Here is an 18,343-nt window from a genome sequence, read left to right on the forward strand (position 1 = left end):
TCGCCGTCGGGGGGAATGGGTGTGTCGATCCGGCGACGTGGGCGGCGGGCGCAGGAGCCTTACCCCGGCCGACCCACCACCGACTGTGACCGACGACCGCGAGCGCTGGAACGAGAAGTACAGCACGGACGAGGAGTTCGAGTTACCCGACGATCCGATCCCCGAACTGGCACGGCGGATCGAGACGCTCCCGTCGGGGCGGGCGCTCGACGTGGCGACCGGAACGGGACGAAACGCCCGCTTTCTGGCCGCCGAAGGGTACGAGGTGGACGCGGTGGACGTCTCCGACGAGGCGCTCGACCGCGCCGCGAACGCGGCCGCGGACGACGGGGTCGCGGTGAACTGGATTCGCGCCGACATCGACGACTTCGAGTTCGAGGCGGGTGCGTACGACGTGGTCACTGTGAGTTTCTTCGCCGCCCTGGATCGACTGCCCGACCTGAAGGAGGCGCTGGCGCCGGGGGGTATGCTCGTCTACGAGCACCACCTCCGGTCGAGCGACGATATCGACATCGGGCCGTCGGACGACCGCTACAAGTTCCGGGCGAACGACCTGCTCCGGGCCTGTCTCGATCTGACGATCCTGGGCTACGAGGAGCGGACGCGCCCCGACGAGAAGGGGCGGACGCAGGCGGTAGCGACGCTCGTCGGGCGCAAGTCGACCGGCGGGGCGCAGTCGTATCCGCGGCTGTCTTAACCCTCGTACTCGTGCTCCAGCAGCGTCGAGAACGGAACCTCCTCCAGCACCGCCTCGTGTGTCGCTTCGAGGACGACCGGCGGGGCGACGCCGTCCCGTTCCGCTTCGATCCAGCGCCCGAGACAGAGACACCAGCGGTCGCCGGGGTCGAGCCCAGGGAAGTCGAGCCGTGGGCGGGGCGTGATCAGGTCGTTGCCGCGGGCGCGGGAAAATTCGAGGAACTCCTCGGTCACCACGGCACAGATTTCGTGACGGCCGCGGTCGGATTCGACGTGGCGACAGCAGCCGTCGCGGAGGTAGCCGGTCTCGGGGTCGGTGCTACACGGTTCGAGGTCGGTCCCGAGGGCGTTGGTGTCGGCGTCGCTCATGGCCGTAAAAAGAGCGCGACGAGGGAGAGCGTTTGGGTCTACGCCGTCGGTTCGACCGACAGCGCGTCGGCGGCTTGGGACGCCTCGTGCTGGACGAGGTAGGCCCGGTCGTCGGCGTAGTCGGCGGCCGCCGAGAGGGCGCGTTCGGTGCCGATCTGTCGGAGCGCCCACGCGGCTGCGGCACGGGTCTCGTCGGTGTCGGCGTCGGCCAGCGTATCCGAAAGCGGGTCGATGGCGCGCGTGTCGCCGATGAGGCCGAGGGCGCGGGCGGCGTAGGGTCGGATCTGTTCGTTCTCGGCGTCGAGCTTGTTGGCGAGCGGGCCGGTCGCCTCCTCGCTTCCGAGTTCGCCGAGCGCCTTGAACGTCACCTTCTGGAGACCGGGGTCGGAGTCGGCGTCGACGTACTCCAGTAGCGTTTCGACGGCGTCCTCGGCAGCCATCTTTCCGATGGCTTTGATGCCGGGCTTGTCGCGCTTGCCCGCGCGCTGGTGCATGGCCTCGAAGGCCGCGTCGTCGTTCATCCGGGTGAGGGCTTCGAGGCAGTGACGCTCCATGAACTCCGACTGGAAGCTGTCGAGCGCGAGCAACACCATCTCGACGTTGCCGCGTTTCTCCCACTCCTTGAGCGCGGCCCACTCCGGAGGGAAGTCCTTGTAGTGGCCGAGCACGTCGTAGTAGCCCTGCGCCTGCAGTTTCTCGTGTGTCTCCAGGTCGTCCCACTCCTCGGCGTCCTCCAGGCCGGCTTCGAGGGCGTCGGTCGCCTCCAGCAGGGCAGCGATGGTTTCGGCGTCGTCGTCGGGGTCGAGACCCGCCTCGTCGACGGCGGCGGTCGTCGCATCGAGGGCGTCGAGCGACGCTTCGACGGATTCGGCCTCGTCAGCGAGGTCCGTCCCGAGCGTCTCGTTCACGTCGGCGACGACGCTCTCGACGGCGACGACGGCCTCGCGTTCACCCGTTTCAGTCCAGCGAGTGTCGTCGAGCGTCGCCTTCGCGTCCTCGATGGCGTCGATCACGTCCGAGGCGTAGGGGCCGCGGGCGGCTGCCAGATCCTCGCGGAGGGAGTCGAGGCGGTCGGACAGTTCCGCCGCGGGGTCCTCGTCGTCCTCGTCGGGAGCCGGAAACTCGGCGGCGTCGAGGTCGGCGGCGATCCCGTCCAGCCGTTCCTCGACGGCGTCGAGGTCGGTCTCGGTCTCGGCGTCGTCGAGCGCCTCGGCCGCGTCGTCGAGGCGGGAGTCGAGGGTCTCGGCTGGGAGGTCGGTCTCGTCGTCCCCGTCAGTCATACGCGCACACTCGGTGTGACTGTCAAAAGAGCGTTTCCATTCGGGGGCACGGTCGAGTGGCCCCGACGGGAAAGGGACATATCGCCGGAGCCCTACTATCGATGATATGTCCTCCACAGCTCGCCCGATGGTGATCCTCGTAGTCTGTCTCGCCGTCCTCGCCGCCGCGACGGGTGCGGTCGTCGCCGTCGACGAACCGCGCGACGAACCGGCGGACACCAGCCCCCCGGTCCGCGTCTACGTCAGCGAGACGCTCGACATCTCGGACGCGGAACTCACCGGCGGCGGAACGATCGGTACCGAGTCGACGACGTTCCTCCCGGTCGGCGATCAGGGAGTGTTCAGCGTCGACCCCGAGAACGCCGACTTCGACGGCGTCGAACCGGGATCGTACTACGCCGAGCGCGACAGCGACGACGAGGCCGACATCGTCGTCGTGCGGCCCCGCATCACCGACTTCGACGTCCGCAACGAACGCGGCGTCGACATCGCGGGCGACACCGTCGACAGCGACGACTTCGAGGAGGTGACCATCACGGTCGAGTACAACTTCGCCGAGGCCGACCGGCTAGACGTGACCGTCGAGAACCCCGACGGCGTCGACCTCGCGGGGAACAGCCGGATCACCGAGAACGGGGGGAGCGTCACTGTCGACACGAGCGAGGCGGAATCGGGGACCTATCGGATCAGCCTCGAAGGGAGCAACATCGAGGACGGCGCGGCATCGACGACCGTGACGGTCGCGGGCGGCGCCACGGAGCCGACGGCCACCGCGACACCGACCCCGACGGCGACACCGACGGCCACGCCGACCCCGACGGCGACACCGACCCCAACGGAGTCGTCGACGCCCCAGCCGCCCGACACGCCCGAACCGACCACGTCGCCGACCGTAACCGAGGGCGGCGGCGCCGGCTTCGGGCCGGTCGTCGCACTGCTCGCGTTGCTGGCTCTCGCGCCCGTCGCTCGTCGGCGCGGCTGACGGCAACGATATATCCGCGTCCGGCCCCAACCCTCGGCCATGTCGAGCCGAGACGACGAGGAACTGGCGGTGCTGCTGGCCGACTTGGAGCGGACGCTGACGGACCTCCGCGAGGCGGTCGACGAGGACGTCCGGCGGGAATTCCGCGACGAGCGCCCCCGCCGCCGCCCGCCGACGCCGGGGGAGATCCTTCGGTTCACCGAGGAGTACACGCTCCCGACGGCCATCGCCCTGCTCGAAGCGACGGTGCAGTCACTGGAACTGCTCCGGGCGGTACTCCGGCTGGTGGGGCCGGGGTCGACTGCCGACGAGGTCCGCGACCGGCTGACGGCACGTCGCGGACCGGAGACGGACGCCTTCCGCGACGCGCTCGCCGACCTGCGGGGCGCGCTGACCGGCGCGGAACTGCCCGAGGACTCGGCGGCCGGATCGATTCTGGTCGACGCGCGGGAGTTGACCGCGGAGATCGATTCACGGCTCGACGAGGCGGCGGCCGACCGGCGTCGGGATGACAAGCGGCGGGAGCGAGAGCCGACACGACGCGGCGTCGCTATCGACGTCGAGGAGGAGAACGACGACGCCGTCGACGTGGAGTCGGAACTGGCGTCGATCAAGGAGTCAGTAGAGGACGAAGACGGGGAGGAGTGAGAGAGCAGCGGTTTACGACGCCGAGGCGGTGACGTACTGCTCCTCGACGCGCTCGATGAGGCCGCGTTTCGAGAGCGTGTCGAGAACCGGGAACAGCGAGATTTTCTTTATGTCCAGCGCAGTCTGCAGGTCGTCGACCGTCGCGCCGTCGGAGACGGCGACGAACAGGTAGACGAGCTTCGAATCGGCGGCGGTGAGATCGTCGGGCAGGTCGGGGGCGCTCGTTGATCGGCTGATCATCTGCGTCGCGCTCATGGTTCAACTGAAGTGTCCACTTGCTAAGTAATAAACCCTTCCAATATATGCACCATATTATCAAAATCCCTAATATGACATAATATGCCAAGATATAGTTCACGTTTGTAAATGTGGGAACTGGTGACACAGCTTGTGGGGTGAAACCCCAATCGGAGGACCCCCGTCGGGTCGTCTACGCCGTCCGCTCGGCCGCGGCGTCGATCCAGCGGCGGAGGCGACCCTCGTCGATATCGGTGTCGGCGGCGACGATGGCCGGTTCGGCGCCAGCGAGCGTCTCGATGGAGTCGATACCGGCGGCTTCGAGGCGTGACGCGTAGGCGGGTCCGATGCCGTCGAGTTCCTGTAAGTCGGTGCCGACCGCGTCGGCGTCGACATCCTCGGCCGGCGCGTCCGTATCTTCGCCGGCCTCCTCGTCACCCGTCTCCTCGATGGGAACCTCGACGGCCTCACTCTCGACGACCGACCGCTCGGCGAACCAGTCGGCCACCGCAGGCCAGAGGTGTTCGTGGGTGGAACTCGACACGGAGAGACCGATGTGGCCCGTCGAGTACTCCATAAGTTCGGTGTCGTCGCTGCCGACCACGTCGTTGAACGGTCGACTCGCCTCCGGCGGGATGAGGTGGTCGTACTCGCCGATCACCTGGATCACGGGCATCGTAATCTCCCCGAGATCGACCCGCTCGCCGTTCAGTTCGAGTTCGTTCCGGTAGAGCTTGTTTTTCTGGTAGACATCTTCCAAGAACTCCCGGTAGGCGACCCCGGCGACGTCGATTGGGTCGTTGAGCCACTTCTCCATCCGCGCGAAGTTCTCGACGAACCCCTCGTCGTCGATGTTGTCGTAGAGGGTGCCGTACTTGGTGACGTAGTTCGTCACGGGGTCCATCAGCGCGAACCCGACATCGAGGAACTCCGCGGGGACGTTGCCGAAGGTGTCGGTGATGGCGCCGGGGCTGAAGAACTCCTCGTCGCCCCACATCTCGAGGATACCACCGGTGCCGTCGAAGCAGAGACCGGCGGCCATGAGTCCAAGGTTGCGGACCTTCTCCGGGTGGAGCGCGGCGTACATGACGCTCATGGTTCCGCCCATGCAGTAGCCCATGAGGTTGATCGAATCCTGGCCGGAGCGCTCGCGGACCACGTCGACGCAGTTGTCGATGTAGCGGTTGACGTAGTCGTGAAGCGAGAGCGACGTATCGAGGTCGGAGGGTTCGCCCCAGTCGATCATGTACACGTCGAAGCCGGCTTCGAGCATCCGGCGGATCACGCTTCGGTCCGGCTGGAGGTCGAGGATGTACGGTCGGTTGATGAGGGCGTAGACGAACAGGAGCGGCACGTCGTGGCGCTCCTCTTCGGGCACCAGCGGCTCGTAGTGGTGAAGTTCGAGTTTGTTCTCCTCGTACACCACGTCGCTCGGCGTCGCCCCCACCTCGACCTCGGCCATCGTCTCCAGGCCGTCCGGGATGGCGCCGACCGAGGCCGTGTCGTCGGCCGCGCGCTCCCAGAGGTCGCGCTGGGCGTCCAGCGGGAAGGTGAAGGGGTTCATAGCTGTTCGAGCACCTGATCGAGCTTCTGCTCGATCGAATGTTGCCGGCGTTCGAGTTCGACGAGCCGTTCACCAACCTCGCGCACGTCGCCGACAGTGGCGAAGTTGAGCGCGTGGAGCGTCTCCTCGGAGGCCTCGTCGATGTTCTGGCGCATATTCATCGCCTCCTCGACGGTCTGGCCGGTCGCCGCCGCGAACGCGGTGGTGGTCATCATCTCCTTGAACGCCTCGTTGGCCGAGGAGAGCCAGATGTCCCGGAACTCCTCGGGCTCGACATCCTCGCCCTGGAACGCACTCCCCATGCGCTCGAAGGAGGTTTCGGCGGCGTCCATCCACGCCTCGTAGGCGCGCATCGAGCCCTCGTAGCCCTCCTGGATGCGCTCCTCGGAGAGGTTGTCCTCCATCGACTCCATCCAGGCGTCCATGAAGGCCGACTGCGCGTCGAGATTCCGGTCGAGCGCGTTCATATACGTCTCTGTCATGCGTTCCAGGAACGCGTCCATCTGTCCATCGAACGTACCGCTGGCTTCGTTGGTCATCGTATGCAAATAAGGGGGGGCGAGGGTGAAAACGCTCCGGTTAGGCCGACTCCGCCAGTTCCTCGGCGGACGCGACGACCTCTTCGGTCGTCTCCGCGGCGTCGGACTGCAGCTGTTCGAAGGCGTCGAAGCCCTCGGCGAGCATCTCGAGCTGCATCTCCGTCATCTCGTCGTAGGTCGTCTCGGCCTCGTCGAGACCCTCGAGGAAGGACTGCCACGCGTCCTCGTGGATCTCGTCGGCGGCTTCGAACTGCTCGTCGACAGCCGCTTCGAGTTCAGCGACGGACTCCTCGGGGAACACCGTCTTCATCCCGTCGAGGTAGGCGTGAACGGCCGACTTCGAGAGCGTGACACCGCTTTTCTGGACGGACTTGGCCGACTCGAAGGAGTCGAACCAGGTCTCCATGGCGGCGCGCTGGGCGTCGATGCCCGTCTCCATCGCACGGCGGCTCTGGTCGATCATGGTACGCTGCAACTCGAACGCTGAACTGAAGGGGTTGGTAGCACTCATTGTATTACTCCGAATTTCGTTTGACGGGGATGACGATCGTCTGGACGATGTCGCCGTCCTCGATGTCGAGCGTCTCACGCTCGGCATCGGGGATGCTGATGCGGCCCCCGCTCTGCACGCGGGTCTTGAACATCGCCGTACCCATACTCATCGCGCCGAGTTGCGAGAACCCGTCGAATCCGCCCCCGGCGCCCGCCGACATAAACTGTTTGAACAGCTTCATCTGCTGTTCGACGGCGCCTTCGCTCGCGTCCTGAAACTGCTGGGCAAACGGCATCTGCGGCCACATCGGCGATGCACCGTCTTCGTCTTGCGTCATCCTTGCTCCTACAGATGGGTGCCAGAGGCATAAACTTTACCTTTGTTACCATCCTATACCATTCAAAGACACTCAATGGTTTCGTCGGGGCAGACCCGACGACGAAAGCGACCAGTCTTTAACTATCCACCACCAAACGGAACTCAACAATGTCAGAGCGAACCACTACGCCGATGAGCGAAGTCACGGATACGTGGCTTCAGTCGCAGAAACACTTCTCGAACAGCGTCGAGCATTTCTACAACAGTATGATGGCCGCCAATCGGGCGATGTTCCCGACGCTCTCGAACGGGGACGACGAGACCGACGCGGTCGGGGACCGCCAGCCCGCGATAGCACCGGAGCTCACCTACTCGAAATCCGAGTGGACCTTCGACCACGCCGACGACGGCGACGGCGTAGTCAGCGTCGGCGACAGCATCCGATTCTCGAAACGCCTCACCGAGGAGGAGATTCAGGTGTTCGCGGACGCCAGCGGCGACACGAACCGGCTCCACCTCGATTCCGACTTCGCCGAGGAGACCCGCTTCGGCCGTCAGATCGTCCACGGGACGCTCGTCTCGGGCGTCATCAGCGCCGCGCTCGCGCGCCTGCCCGGCCTGACGATCTATCTCTCGCAGGACCTCCAGTTCCTCGGCCCCGTCGACATCGGTGAGCGGGTCACCGCCGTCTGTGAGGTCGTCGAAGACCTCGGCGACGGCCGCTACCGACTGACGACCGTCGTCGAGGACGAGGACGGCGAGACGGTGATCGACGGCGAGGCCATCGTCCTCATCGACGAGGTTCCCGAGGACGCGCTCGACGACTAGCTCACTCGACTGCGATCCCGGCGTCCCGAAACGCCGCTTTCGCGCGCCGAAACTCGTCTGCCCCGTACGAGAGCCACAGCGACGGCATCATCACGTACCGGCGTTTCGTCTCTCCGCTCACCTCGTACGTGACGACGAACCGCGGGCGGGTGAGCCCTTTCGTCCCCTGCTTCGCCGTCACGTGACTGATCGCGTCGACCGGAATCTCCTCGGCCGCCGTGAACCCGCGTACGTAGTTGCTCAGGCGAGCGACGGCGACGAGGGCCACGACGACACCGGCCATCAACAGGAGCCGTCGAACGTCGCCGGTCAACAGCGCCTCGACGAGGATGACGACGACGCCGAAGACGGTTCCGGCCATCAACAGCGCGGGGAGTCGCCCACCTTCGCGGTAGCGACGCCACTGCCCCCGCAGACTCGACTCCAGACGGAGCCAGTCGCCGTCGAGGTGACAGCGACCGCGTTTGGTGCGAAACGTGGAGGGCATCGTCGAAACCACGTGTCCGACGATCAAAAAACGTCAGACCGGCTCGAATCGGTAGCCGTCCCACTCCTGGCTGTCGGGTTCGCGGATGCCGGCGCCCGGTTCCCGGAGTTCGTCGACGTACACCGGCCGCACCGCGTCGCCGATTTCGATTTCGTCCGTCGTCACGCCGCCGATGGCGCGGACGGGTTCGCCGTCGACGTCGAACTCGACGATCGCCAGCGTGTTGGGTTCGCGGACGCCCGGCGGCGGTGCCGTGCTCGTCGTCCACGTGATGACCTCGGCGGTGTAGTCGCTGAGATCGACCGTGTCGACCGGTTCCTCGCCACCCGGACCGATTGGGTGGCCGGGGTAGGTGATGCTGCCGTCGGGGTACTGGTACGCTTCCATCATTAGTAGGCTTCCATGAGGGTGGTGATGACGCAGTTGCCGAAGCCGCCGACGTTACACGCCAGACCGGTGTCGACGCCGTCGACCTGTCGTTTGCCGGCGTCACCCATCAGCTGCTGGTAGATTTCGTACACCTGTGCGACGCCGCTGGCGCCCAGCGGGTGCCCCTTCGATTTCAGGCCGCCCGAGGGGTTGATCGGCAGGTCGCCGTCCATCTCCGTCCGTCCCTCCTCGACCGCTTTCCACCCCTCGCCTTTCTCGAAGAAGCCGAGGTCCTCGCTCTGGAGGAACTCGAGGATGGTGAACATGTCGTGGAGTTCCGCCACGTCGACGTCGTCGGGACCCATATCCGCCATGTCGTAGGCGATGCGGCTGGATTCGACGACGCCGCGCATCGTCGTCGGGTCCGCACGCTCGTGGACGACGTGCGTGTCCGTCGCGCCACCGACGCCGGGCACGAGGACGTAGTCGTCGGTATACTCTTTGGCGACCGACTCCGGACAGAACATGAGCGCCGCGCTCCCGTCCGTGATCGGACAGAAGTCGTACAGACGAAGCGGGTCGGCGACGATGGGAGAGTTCAGCACCGTCTCCAGATCCACTTCCTTCCGGAACTGCGCGTGCGGGTTGTGGACGCCCTGTCGGTGGTTCTTCACCGCCACTTTGCCGAGGCTCTCGCGCGGCGCGTCGTACGTCTCGAGGTAGAGCCGCGCCGTCAGCCCGGCGAAACTCGGGAGCGTCACGCCGTGTTTGTACTCCACGGGGTGGGTGATGGAGGCGATCACGTCCGTCGCCTCCGGGGTCGTCCGGTGGGTCATCTTCTCGCCGCCGACGAGAAGCGTCATGTCGCTGGCACCGGAGGCGACCGACTGCCAGGCGTGTTTGACGCCGGCTCCGCCGCTCGAACTCGTCTGGTCGATGCGGGCGGTGTACGCCGGCAGCGCCGCGAGGTCGTGGGCCACCGCGTTCATGATTCCCGTCTGCCCCTCGAACTCGCCGCTCGCCATGTTCGAGACGTAGAGGTGATCGACCGCGTCCGGGGAGACGCCGGCGTCCTCCAAGCACGCACTTCCGGCTTGTGAGAGCAGGTCGAGCACCCACTCGTCCCGTTGGCCGAACTGGGTCATCGACGCGCCGATGATCGCTACATTCTCCATACCCCTTGCCCGTAAGCCACCGGCTTACCGTTTACGGGGAGCGGCCTCGACGGGCGACCGAACCGGGATCAGATCGCCAGCGTGTCGACGACCACCGCGAGAAGCAGCGCCCCGAGATAGGCGTTCGAGGCGTGGAACGCGCGGAATGCGGCGGATTCGGTCCGATCCGTATGGAGGCGAACGACCGCCCACAGGAACGCCGCGCCGAGGACGACGGTCGTGACGACGTAGAACCAGCCGAGCGCGCTCCAAGTCGCCAACACGCCCGCACCCACGAGCGTCGCGCCCAGCCACCAGAGGATATGCTTTCGCGTCTCCGTCTCGCCGCGCACGACGGGCATCATCGGAAAGCCGCCGCGGGCGTAGTCGTCCTTGTACGCCAGCGCGAGGTTGTAGAAGTGCGCGGGCGTCCAGAGGAAGATGACCGTCGCGAGGACGAGCCCACCGAGGCCGACCTCACCCGTCGCCGCCGCCCAGCCGATGAGCGCCGGCAGGGCGCCCGCCGCCCCACCGATGACCGTGTTCTGGACCGTGTTCGGCTTCAAAACGAGCGTGTAGATCACGCTGTAGAAGACGATGGCGACGAAGCCGAGGACGGCGACCAGCCAGTTGACGGCCGCGAAGGCCGCGAGCGACGCCACGGTCAGCAGGCCGCCGAAGGCGAGGGCGTTGCGCACCGACACCACGTCGGTCGCGAGCGGCCGGTCGCTCGTGCGGTTCATGCGTCGATCCACGTCGCGTTCGAGGACATGGTTGAACGTACCGCTCGCGCCGATGGAGAGGACGCCGCCGAGGAGCGTCAGGACGACCGTTCGCGGCGCGAGTGAGGTACCCGCGGCCAGTGCCATCCCCGCCGAGGCGACGAGACAGAGCAACCACATCAGTCGCGGTTTCGTCAGTCGGACGTACGCCCCGGCGACTGCGCGGACCCGAGCGACCGGGTCGTCGGGGAGGGACGGTCGCTCGACCGACTCGGCCGGCGCCGGCGGGGAGAGCGCGTCGGGATCGGTGACCGGGCCGTCCGACGGATCGCCCGTCCGTTCTTCGAGCGTCCACGCGAGCGCGGCAACCAGACCGCCGAAGATGACCATGCCGACGAACAGGTGGGCAGCGGGGAGGAGCCCCGCGGCACCGGTCGTGGCGACGACGGCACCCAGGGCGGCCTGGACGGGATAGCAGAGAAGCGAGACGCCGAGGGCGGCGCGGACGCGACGCCGGGGGTTGGCGCGCCACGCGGCGATGCCGACGGCGAGGACGAGGAAGCCGACGACGACGGCAGCGAGACGGTGGCCGACGACCAGCGCACCGGCGGCGGTGGTCGGGAGCGTCAGCCCCGACCCGCAGGCCGGCCACGCGGCACACGTCTCGACCGCGTCGGTCACGGCGACGGTCGTGCCGACGAGCAAGAGCAGGTAGACGCCCATTGCGCTCGCCGCAAGGAGGCCGGGGAAGCGTTCGGTCACGTCTCGCACGAGTCGATCACTGTCGGCGCTTGGCAATCCGTCTATTTATGCGCCCCGCTTTTTCTCACTCGACGATCATGGATGGGTCGCCGATGCCGGGTCCATCAGTAGCTATTTACGGGGCAGATTCTAACGCCCCATAGAGTATGAAACGGTCGCGCCTCGTGCTGGCGTCGCTGCTCTCGACGGTGGTTCTCTCCCTCGTCGCCGACCCCGTGGCAGCCCAGCCGTCAGTGTCCGCAGAGCTGATCAATAGTCTGAACGAGAAGCTACTGATCGTCGCCATCCCGATCACCATCCTCGTCGAGGGTATCCTGATCTACACCGTCTACCGGTTCAAAGACGCCGACGAAGCCAAGCCGACCAAGGAGAACCGTCGACTCGAGATCACGTGGACGGTCGCGACGGCGATTGTCCTCCTGTTCGTCGGGGTCGCCTCCTACGGTGTGTTGGCGAACGAAAACATCTCGTTCGAACAGGATCAACAGGAGATCGCTCCCGATGACGACGACGTGGTGGTCCACATGGAGGCCTATCAGTGGGGTTGGCAGGCGAGCTACCCACAGCAGGATATGCAGCTATCCAGCACCGCGCCGACGGTGGTGATCCCGGCCGGACAGGACGTCTACTTCAACATCACGTCGCGTGACGTATTACATGCCTTCCACGTTCCCGAACTCGGTCTGAAGCAAGACGCCATGCCCGGTCAGTCGAACGTCATCAAGACCGTGGCCATCGAAGAAGGGACGTACCAGGGTTACTGCGCCGAGTTCTGTGGCGTCGCCCACTCGCAGATGTACTTCGAGATTCAGGTCGTCTCACAGGACGAGTACCAGCAGTTCCTCGAAGAACAGCAGGGTGGCGGCTCCTCCGGTGACCTCGAACCCGACGACGACGTGATCCGCGCCCACGACGAGACGCTCTCGCAGGCCCCGATTCGGGCCTGACACGACGCGTTCGGCCGTTTTTTCTCGGTACCGGACTCCTGGCTGTAAGGAAACGAGGATAGCTGCCCGGGTGGCGGCTCTCTCGAGACGGATTGACGGTCGTCGATCACGCGGTAGCGACCGCCGGAACTGACGGACGACGAAACAGTTACCGCCGGGAGTGTCGGGCGACGCTCCGTCAGCAGCGGCGTTCGACGATGCGGTCGATGATCCGACCCGTCGAACAGAGTTCGTCGTCGCCCGCCTCGCGGGGAGAGGCGCGTCGGACCTCGCAGTCGATGTCGCGGTCGCGAAGCGCCCGTTCGAGGCCCGCCTCGTCGTGGTGTTGATCGTATCCCAGAGCGATGACGTCGGGGTCGATCCGTTCGATGGGGACGAAGATGTCCTCGGGGTGACCGAGGTGGGCCTCGTCGACGACGGCGAGGGCGTCGACCATCGCCCGACGCTGTCGGCCCGAGAGGATCGGCTCGGGTTTGTGCGTCACGTTCTCGCTACGGGCGACGATGACGTGGAGGGAGTCGCCCATCGACGCCGCGTCGGCGAGGTAGTGGACGTGGCCGGGATGGAGGATGTCGAAGGTTCCCTGCGCGACGACCGTCGTCATGTGTCGGCCTCCCGACTTCGGCGGTCCGTCACGACGGGGGGTTCCGACCGCATATATCCGAGTCGGGGGCGTCTCCTTCTAAGAGTTCCGGATGCGTACCGCTCGCGGTGAAGCGAGCGCCGGATTCTGCAAGGCTTAACTTCTGGCACCGATCACACACGTGTATGACTGCAGGGACTGCCGGAAATTCCGGCACTGATGCGGACGACGATTCCCGCCCCATCGTCTACGATCTCGCACCCGGCTGTACGACCGACGACGTCGAGGTCGGCGACTACTACCACGCCGTCGTCAACGGCGTCGTCGCCTACGGCGTCTTCGTCGACGTTTCGGACGACATCTCCGGACTCGTTCACGAGTCGAACCTGACCGACAGCTACGACGTGGACGACCGGCTACTCGTCCGCCTCGACGAGATTCGCGAGAACGGCGATATCGCCTTCACCGAGGCCGACCTCGACGACTACCGCACGGTCGCTGTCGACCACCAGCCGACGGTGACGCCGATCGGCGCCCTCGAGACCGGGGCGACGGTCACGGTCGAGGCGACGGTCAGCCAGATCAAACAGACCGCCGGCCCGACCGTCTTCCGGTGCTGTGACGACACCGGCATCGTCGCCTGTACGGCCTTCGAGGACGCGGGCGTCCGAGCCTACCCCGAGGTGGAACTCGACGACGCCGTCCGGGTCTCGGGCACGGTCGAGGAACACGAGGGGAGTCCCCAGATCGAGGTGGAGTCGCTCACGCGATTGACCGACGAGGACGCCGAGCGGGTTCGCGAACGCGTCGACGCCGGGCTGGACACACGCGCCGAGCCACACGACGTGGACCCACTCGTCGAATGGGACGCCTTCGAAAAACTGCGACCCGACCTCCGCGCCGTGGCCAAACAGCTTCGGCGGACGGTCCTCGAAGGACGACCGATCCGCGTCCGCCACCACGCCGACGGCGACGGGATGTGTGCCTCCCTCCCCGTTCAGGTGGCGCTCGAACGCTTCATCCGGTCCGTTCACGACGACGACGGCGCCCCCCGACACCTCATCAAGCGCCTACCGAGCAAGGCGCCGTACTACGAGATGGAGGACGTGACCCGCGACCTCAACTTCGCACTCGAAGGCCAGGAACGCCACGGGCAGAAGCTTCCCCTCCTGCTCATGCTCGACAACGGGAGCACCGAGGAGGACGTGCCCGCCTACAAGAACCTCGCTCACTACGACGTGCCCATCGTCGTCGTCGACCACCACCACCCCGACCCCGAGGCGGTCGACGACCTGCTTGACGCCCACGTCAATCCCTACCTCGTCGACGAGGACTACCGCATCACCACGGGCATGATGTGTGTCGAACTCGCGCGGATGATCGACTCCGACATAACCGACGAACTCCGGCACGTCCCCGCAGTCGCGGGGCTGGCCGACCGCTCGAAGGCCGAAACGATGAGTGACTTCGTCGACCTGGCGGACGCGGAAGGCTACGGCCGCGAGGACCTGGTTCGGATCGGCGAGGCGCTCGACTACGCCGCCCACTGGCTCCGCTACAGCGAGGGCAAGACGCTCGTCAGCGACGTGCTCAACGTCGACTGTGACGAGGCGGGGCGCCACGAGGAACTGGTCGACTTCCTCGCCGACCGGGCGGAACGCGACATCGACCGCCAGCTCGCCGCGCTCGACCCCCACGTCGAACACGAGCGACTCGATAACGACGCCCACCTCTATCACGTCGACCTCGACGACTTCGCCCACCGCTTCACCTACCCCGCACCGGGCAAGACGACCGGTAACCTCCACGACCGCAAGGTAGAGGAGACGGGCGATCCCGTCATCACCATCGGCTACGGCCCCGACTTCGCCGTTCTCCGCTCCGACGGCGTCCGCCTCGACATCCCCGAGATGGTGGCGGAACTCGACGAGGAAGTCGTCGGCGGCGGCGTCTCCGGCGGCGGCCACCTCGTCGTCGGCTCCATCAAGTTCGTACAGGGAATGCGGAGCGAGGTGATCGACGCGCTGGTCGAGAAGATGGCCGACGCCGAACTCGACGAGGCGCTGTCGAGCGCGACGGCACTCGACACCTAAGCGAACCGGATCGTTTTCCGCGCGACCACGACGGCGAGCACCAGCGCCGCGAGTGCGCCCGCGACGACAACCCACGTCGTCCGGCCGACGCGCCCCCTGCCCTGCCAGTCCGCCACGAACGTTTCCCGGAAGTACGCCGCGAGCGCATCGCTCCGGACGGCCAGTGCCACCTCGCGGTTCTCGGAGACGGCGTTCTCGTTCCAGTTGAGGCTCCCGACGACGACGACCCCGTCGGCGACGACGCCTTTCGCGTGAATCTTCTCGTAGCGTCCCGCCGGCTCCGCGACCCGCGCGGTGAGCGGGAGGTCACGGCGCTCCGCAAGCCCGTTCAGCCACTCGACGAGCGCCGCGTTCTCCTCGGCCACGTACCACGCTCCGGAGACGAGGATACGTACCCGAACGCCACGCTCGGCGGCCCTGATCGTCGCGCGCAGGAGGGGACCGTCGCGGCGACCGACGGTCGGTTGAATCACGTCCACCCGGTCGTCGGCGCCGTCGATCACGCCGACGAGCGCCGACTCGGCGTTGCCTGGGGCGGTGAGCACCCGAACGCCGGCAGCCGTCGTCTCCGTCGGCTCGAATCGTGAGGGGTAGGAACCCTCGGCCGACGCTCCCGGCGCGAAGGTTTTCCCGCGGCGGAACCGCCGCCACGGCAACGCATCCCGCCACCCGGCGTCGGCGCGGAACAGGGCGGCGAGGTCGGCGGCCACGGGCGCTGAATCGACGACGACGCCCCAGCCACGGCTACTCCGTCCGCCGACGCCGGCGGGTTTCCAGTTCTCCGTCAGCACGAGCGCCCGGTCGTCGACGACTGCGTATTTGGGGTGGTGGTAGTCGAACCGAGCCCTGGGGCCGCCGAGGGCACGCACGTCGACGCCGGCGGCGGCGAGACGGTCGAGCGCCGCCGCGCCCCGTGCCGTCCGGCCGCCGACCGGTTCGGCGTCGACGAGGACGCGAACCGCGACGCCACGGCGGTGGGCGGCGATCAATGCGTCGACGACCCGGGAACTGGTGAGCGTGTAGCCGGCGAGGAGGAGTCGGCGGCGTGCGCTCCGGAGCGTCTCGACGGGGAGCGACGGGGAATCGGGGAGGACGAACCCGGTGACGGTCGCGGGACCGTACCGGTGTACGTCCCGGGGCTGGTAGCCGAGGGGCCGCCACGCGGTGCCGTCGTCGGTCCGGACGAGTCGGTCGCCCTCGGGGGCGTCGCGATAGGTGAGCGCCGCGGCGGCGGCGCCGTTGCGCCGGAGTCGAAGGCGTTCGCCGGCGTTCGACAGCGCGAGAGCGGGGACGGCGACGACGGGAACGTCCGTCAGCCGACGCGTCGCGTTCGGGGTGGCGGTGAGGGCGACACGGGCCGCGGGACGGTCCGTGGGCACGGCGACGACGCGTTCCCCGTCGTCGAGCGTCCAGTTGGCCGTCGACGCCGTCGGAACGCGAACGACGGCGTACTCGCCGGCGTCGCCGTCGGCGGTGGGGTTGGGGACGGCGGTGACGAGAGCGCCGTCTCCGGCGTTGGCGGTGACTGGAGCAGTCCCGACCGGAGCAGTCGCGGCGGTCAACAACAGGATGGCGAGCGCGAGACGGTGACCTCGGGACACGGGACCGGTGGCCGCGGTATCGGTGATAAACGCGGGGATTTTTGTGTTCGTCACGCACCGTAGGGACATGGTCTCGGTGGCGAACATGCTCCGGTTGCTCGGATCGGCGCTCGGCGCACTCGGTGGGGCGCTGCTGTTCGTCGAGTTCTTCCAGATGCCGAACTACGTCGAGTACAACACGGAGTTCCAAGATTACCGCATCGAAACGAACCAGTCGGAGGTTCGGGAACACACCTGGATCGGCCGCATCGGCGGCCTCTGTATTGCCCTCGGGTTCGCGCTCCTGTTCGTCGCGGTGTTTCTATGACGGGCGGAGTCGCGGCGTGTATCGTAGCGGTTGGAACGGTTTGCCCATCCGATCGCAAGACAGCACGCGACCAGGTGTGCAACGACTTACACCGGCTACTATAGTTAGTCCGGTGAAGGACGACTGGCGCGCGGAAGTGGAGTGGGCTGATGTCGTCGTCTTCGACGACATCTGGGTCGGCTCGGACATCGGAACGGGCCAACTGGCACGGGAACTCCGAGAACAGGGGAAGGCCGTCGTCGGGGGGACGCCGAACACGGACCACCTCGAAGCGGACCGTGGCTACGCGACGGAGATTCTGGAAGAACACGGTGTCGACACTATCGAACACCACATCTTCCACGACTTCGACGCCGGCATTCGGCACGTTGGGGAGAATCCCGCCCCGTACGTCATCAAACCGCTCGGAGAGGTTCAGAACGTCAAACGTCTCCTCTACGTCGGGAACGAGAACGACGGCAGTGACGTCGTCGACGTGCTGACGGCGTACAAGAAGGCGTGGGGGCACCGGATGAAGGGCTTCCAGCTCCAGCGGAAAGTCGAGGGCGTCGAAGTCGCTATCTGTGGGTTCTTCAATGACAACGAGTTCATCGACCGGGTCAACGTCAATTTTGAGCATAAGAAATTGTTTCCAGGAAACATCGGTCCATCGACCGGTGAGATGGGAACGTCGATGTTTTGGGCCGGGCAGAACGAACTGTTCGAAGAGACCTTCGGCAAACTCGAAGGGTGGCTCGCCGAGGAGGGCTACGTGGGGAGTATCGATCTGAACTGCATCGTCAACGAGAACGGCATCTACCCACTGGAGTTCACGCCGCGGTTCGGGTATCCGACTATCGCGCTTCAAGAGGAGTCCATCGAGTCGTCGACCGGCGAGTTCTTCTACGACCTATAGTAGCGTTTGGAACTGTTTGCACACCTGATCGCCAGACTGCGTGGGATCAGATGTGCGATGACTTACGAACGCTACTATAGCCTACGGAAACGACCCTGAACTAGAGGTACACAACGGCTATCAAGTCGCTGTGCGCGTTGTCCTCCCGCCGTTCCCGTTCGACGACGGCAAAACGTACGACGAGAACTCGCGGAACGCGGCCGTCGTCTTCCACACCGAGCGTCGGGAGGGCGTCCATCTCGAAGACACGAAGCAAGTCGATGGGCAGTGGCGTGTTGCGGGGAACAACGGAATGCCACTCGTCGTGACGGGGATGGGCGAGACGATGCAGGCGGCCCGCGAACAGGCGTACGATCGGATCGACGACATCGTGATACCGAACATGTACTACCGCGACGACATCGGGGAGCGGTGGATCGACGGCGACGGCGACCGGCTGCTCGCGTGGGGCTACCTGGGACCCTGACGC

At 66.3% G+C, this 18,343-nt stretch carries 20 protein-coding genes and 1 pseudogene; 8 read left to right on the top strand and 13 right to left on the bottom strand.

The annotated features are described in order from the left end of the window. The first annotated feature begins 85 nt into the window (after positions 1–85). Positions 86–697 (top strand): class I SAM-dependent methyltransferase, encoded by a 612-nt coding sequence (locus HALNA_RS13035; protein WP_049936784.1) that lies wholly within the window; start codon positions 86–88, stop codon positions 695–697. On the opposite strand, the gene HALNA_RS13040 is transcribed toward HALNA_RS13035, so the two are convergent. Both HALNA_RS13040 and HALNA_RS13045 read right to left on the bottom strand, forming a co-directional pair. Beyond that, positions 694–1,065: a DUF2237 family protein gene (locus HALNA_RS13040; RefSeq protein WP_049936785.1), complete on the bottom strand. Its 372-nt coding sequence runs from the start codon at positions 1,063–1,065 to the stop codon at positions 694–696. The genes HALNA_RS13035 and HALNA_RS13040 overlap by 4 nt on opposite strands. A 38-nt stretch (positions 1,066–1,103) precedes the next feature. Next, complete coding sequence (locus HALNA_RS13045) at positions 1,104–2,345, bottom strand: HEAT repeat domain-containing protein (RefSeq protein ID WP_049936786.1); 1,242 nt, start codon at positions 2,343–2,345, stop codon at positions 1,104–1,106. Positions 2,346–2,451: 106 nt separating this feature from the next. On the opposite strand from HALNA_RS13045, the gene HALNA_RS20905 reads away from it, so the two are divergent. Then, positions 2,452–3,327, top strand: a complete 876-nt coding sequence (locus HALNA_RS20905) for a hypothetical protein (protein WP_211226020.1) — start codon at positions 2,452–2,454, stop codon at positions 3,325–3,327. Positions 3,328–3,366: 39 nt separating this feature from the next. Then, entirely contained in the window at positions 3,367–3,975 is a 609-nt protein-coding gene (locus tag HALNA_RS13055) for a DUF7547 family protein (RefSeq protein ID WP_049936788.1), read from the top strand. Positions 3,976–3,987: 12 nt separating this feature from the next. Here the strand turns inward: HALNA_RS13055 and HALNA_RS13060 are convergent, their stop codons facing one another. The 5 genes from HALNA_RS13060 to HALNA_RS13080 form a co-directional block, all read right to left on the bottom strand. Beyond that, positions 3,988–4,230 carry a helix-turn-helix domain-containing protein gene (locus HALNA_RS13060; RefSeq protein WP_211226021.1) on the bottom strand — a complete coding sequence of 81 codons (243 nt, stop codon included), beginning with the start codon at positions 4,228–4,230 and terminating at the stop codon, positions 3,988–3,990. 175 nt (positions 4,231–4,405) lie between these two features. After that, a complete protein-coding gene (gene phaC / locus HALNA_RS13065; protein ID WP_049936789.1) occupies positions 4,406–5,776 on the bottom strand; it encodes a class III poly(R)-hydroxyalkanoic acid synthase subunit PhaC in 1,371 nt (456 codons plus the stop codon). Next, a complete protein-coding gene (locus HALNA_RS13070; RefSeq protein ID WP_049936790.1) occupies positions 5,773–6,315 on the bottom strand; it encodes a poly(R)-hydroxyalkanoic acid synthase subunit PhaE in 543 nt (180 codons plus the stop codon). The genes phaC and HALNA_RS13070 overlap by 4 nt, the downstream gene beginning before the upstream one ends. A 40-nt stretch (positions 6,316–6,355) precedes the next feature. After that, positions 6,356–6,826 carry a hypothetical protein gene (locus HALNA_RS13075; RefSeq protein WP_157573542.1) on the bottom strand — a complete coding sequence of 157 codons (471 nt, stop codon included), beginning with the start codon at positions 6,824–6,826 and terminating at the stop codon, positions 6,356–6,358. A gap of 4 nt (positions 6,827–6,830) precedes the next feature. Continuing rightward, on the bottom strand, positions 6,831–7,145 hold the full coding sequence (locus tag HALNA_RS13080) for an AbrB/MazE/SpoVT family DNA-binding domain-containing protein (RefSeq protein WP_049936792.1): 315 nt from the start codon (positions 7,143–7,145) through the stop codon (positions 6,831–6,833). Between the two features lie 173 nt (positions 7,146–7,318). Here HALNA_RS13080 and HALNA_RS13085 point away from each other — a divergent pair, with 173 nt between their 5' ends. Further along, on the top strand, positions 7,319–7,954 hold the full coding sequence (locus HALNA_RS13085; protein ID WP_211226022.1) for a MaoC family dehydratase: 636 nt from the start codon (positions 7,319–7,321) through the stop codon (positions 7,952–7,954). Between the two features lies 1 nt (position 7,955). Here the strand turns inward: HALNA_RS13085 and HALNA_RS13090 are convergent, their stop codons facing one another. From HALNA_RS13090 to HALNA_RS13105, 4 genes are all read right to left on the bottom strand, one after another. Further along, entirely contained in the window at positions 7,956–8,441 is a 486-nt protein-coding gene (locus HALNA_RS13090) for a hypothetical protein (protein ID WP_049936794.1), read from the bottom strand. Between the two features lie 33 nt (positions 8,442–8,474). Beyond that, on the bottom strand, positions 8,475–8,828 hold the full coding sequence (locus HALNA_RS13095) for an OB-fold domain-containing protein (protein WP_157573644.1): 354 nt from the start codon (positions 8,826–8,828) through the stop codon (positions 8,475–8,477). A gap of 2 nt (positions 8,829–8,830) precedes the next feature. After that, entirely contained in the window at positions 8,831–9,985 is a 1,155-nt protein-coding gene (locus tag HALNA_RS13100) for a thiolase family protein (RefSeq protein ID WP_049936796.1), read from the bottom strand. Between the two features lie 68 nt (positions 9,986–10,053). Continuing rightward, positions 10,054–11,409 carry a heme o synthase gene (locus HALNA_RS13105; RefSeq protein ID WP_049938070.1) on the bottom strand — a complete coding sequence of 452 codons (1,356 nt, stop codon included), beginning with the start codon at positions 11,407–11,409 and terminating at the stop codon, positions 10,054–10,056. A gap of 185 nt (positions 11,410–11,594) precedes the next feature. Between HALNA_RS13105 and coxB the strand changes: the two genes are divergently transcribed. Beyond that, on the top strand, positions 11,595–12,395 hold the full coding sequence (coxB, locus tag HALNA_RS13110) for a cytochrome c oxidase subunit II (RefSeq protein ID WP_084510026.1): 801 nt from the start codon (positions 11,595–11,597) through the stop codon (positions 12,393–12,395). Positions 12,396–12,573: 178 nt separating this feature from the next. Here the strand turns inward: coxB and HALNA_RS13115 are convergent, their stop codons facing one another. Next, positions 12,574–12,999, bottom strand: a complete 426-nt coding sequence (locus HALNA_RS13115; protein ID WP_049936797.1) for an adenylyltransferase/cytidyltransferase family protein — start codon at positions 12,997–12,999, stop codon at positions 12,574–12,576. Positions 13,000–13,163: 164 nt separating this feature from the next. Here HALNA_RS13115 and HALNA_RS13120 point away from each other — a divergent pair, with 164 nt between their 5' ends. After that, a complete protein-coding gene (locus HALNA_RS13120; protein ID WP_049936798.1) occupies positions 13,164–15,071 on the top strand; it encodes a DHH family phosphoesterase in 1,908 nt (635 codons plus the stop codon). Here HALNA_RS13120 and HALNA_RS13125 read toward each other — a convergent pair. Further along, on the bottom strand, positions 15,068–16,672 hold the full coding sequence (locus tag HALNA_RS13125) for a phospholipase D-like domain-containing protein (protein WP_049936799.1): 1,605 nt from the start codon (positions 16,670–16,672) through the stop codon (positions 15,068–15,070). The two genes, HALNA_RS13120 and HALNA_RS13125, sit on opposite strands and share 4 nt — an antisense overlap. A 67-nt stretch (positions 16,673–16,739) precedes the next feature. On the opposite strand from HALNA_RS13125, the gene HALNA_RS13130 reads away from it, so the two are divergent. Then, complete coding sequence (locus HALNA_RS13130) at positions 16,740–16,979, top strand: hypothetical protein (protein WP_049936800.1); 240 nt, start codon at positions 16,740–16,742, stop codon at positions 16,977–16,979. Between the two features lie 109 nt (positions 16,980–17,088). Next, positions 17,089–18,340, top strand: a pseudogene (locus HALNA_RS13135) (phosphoribosylglycinamide synthetase C domain-containing protein); the annotation flags it as partial. Between the last annotated feature and the right edge of the window lie 3 nt (positions 18,341–18,343).

Source organism: Haloplanus natans DSM 17983 (assembly GCF_000427685.1).
Taxonomy (GTDB): domain Archaea; phylum Halobacteriota; class Halobacteria; order Halobacteriales; family Haloferacaceae; genus Haloplanus; species Haloplanus natans.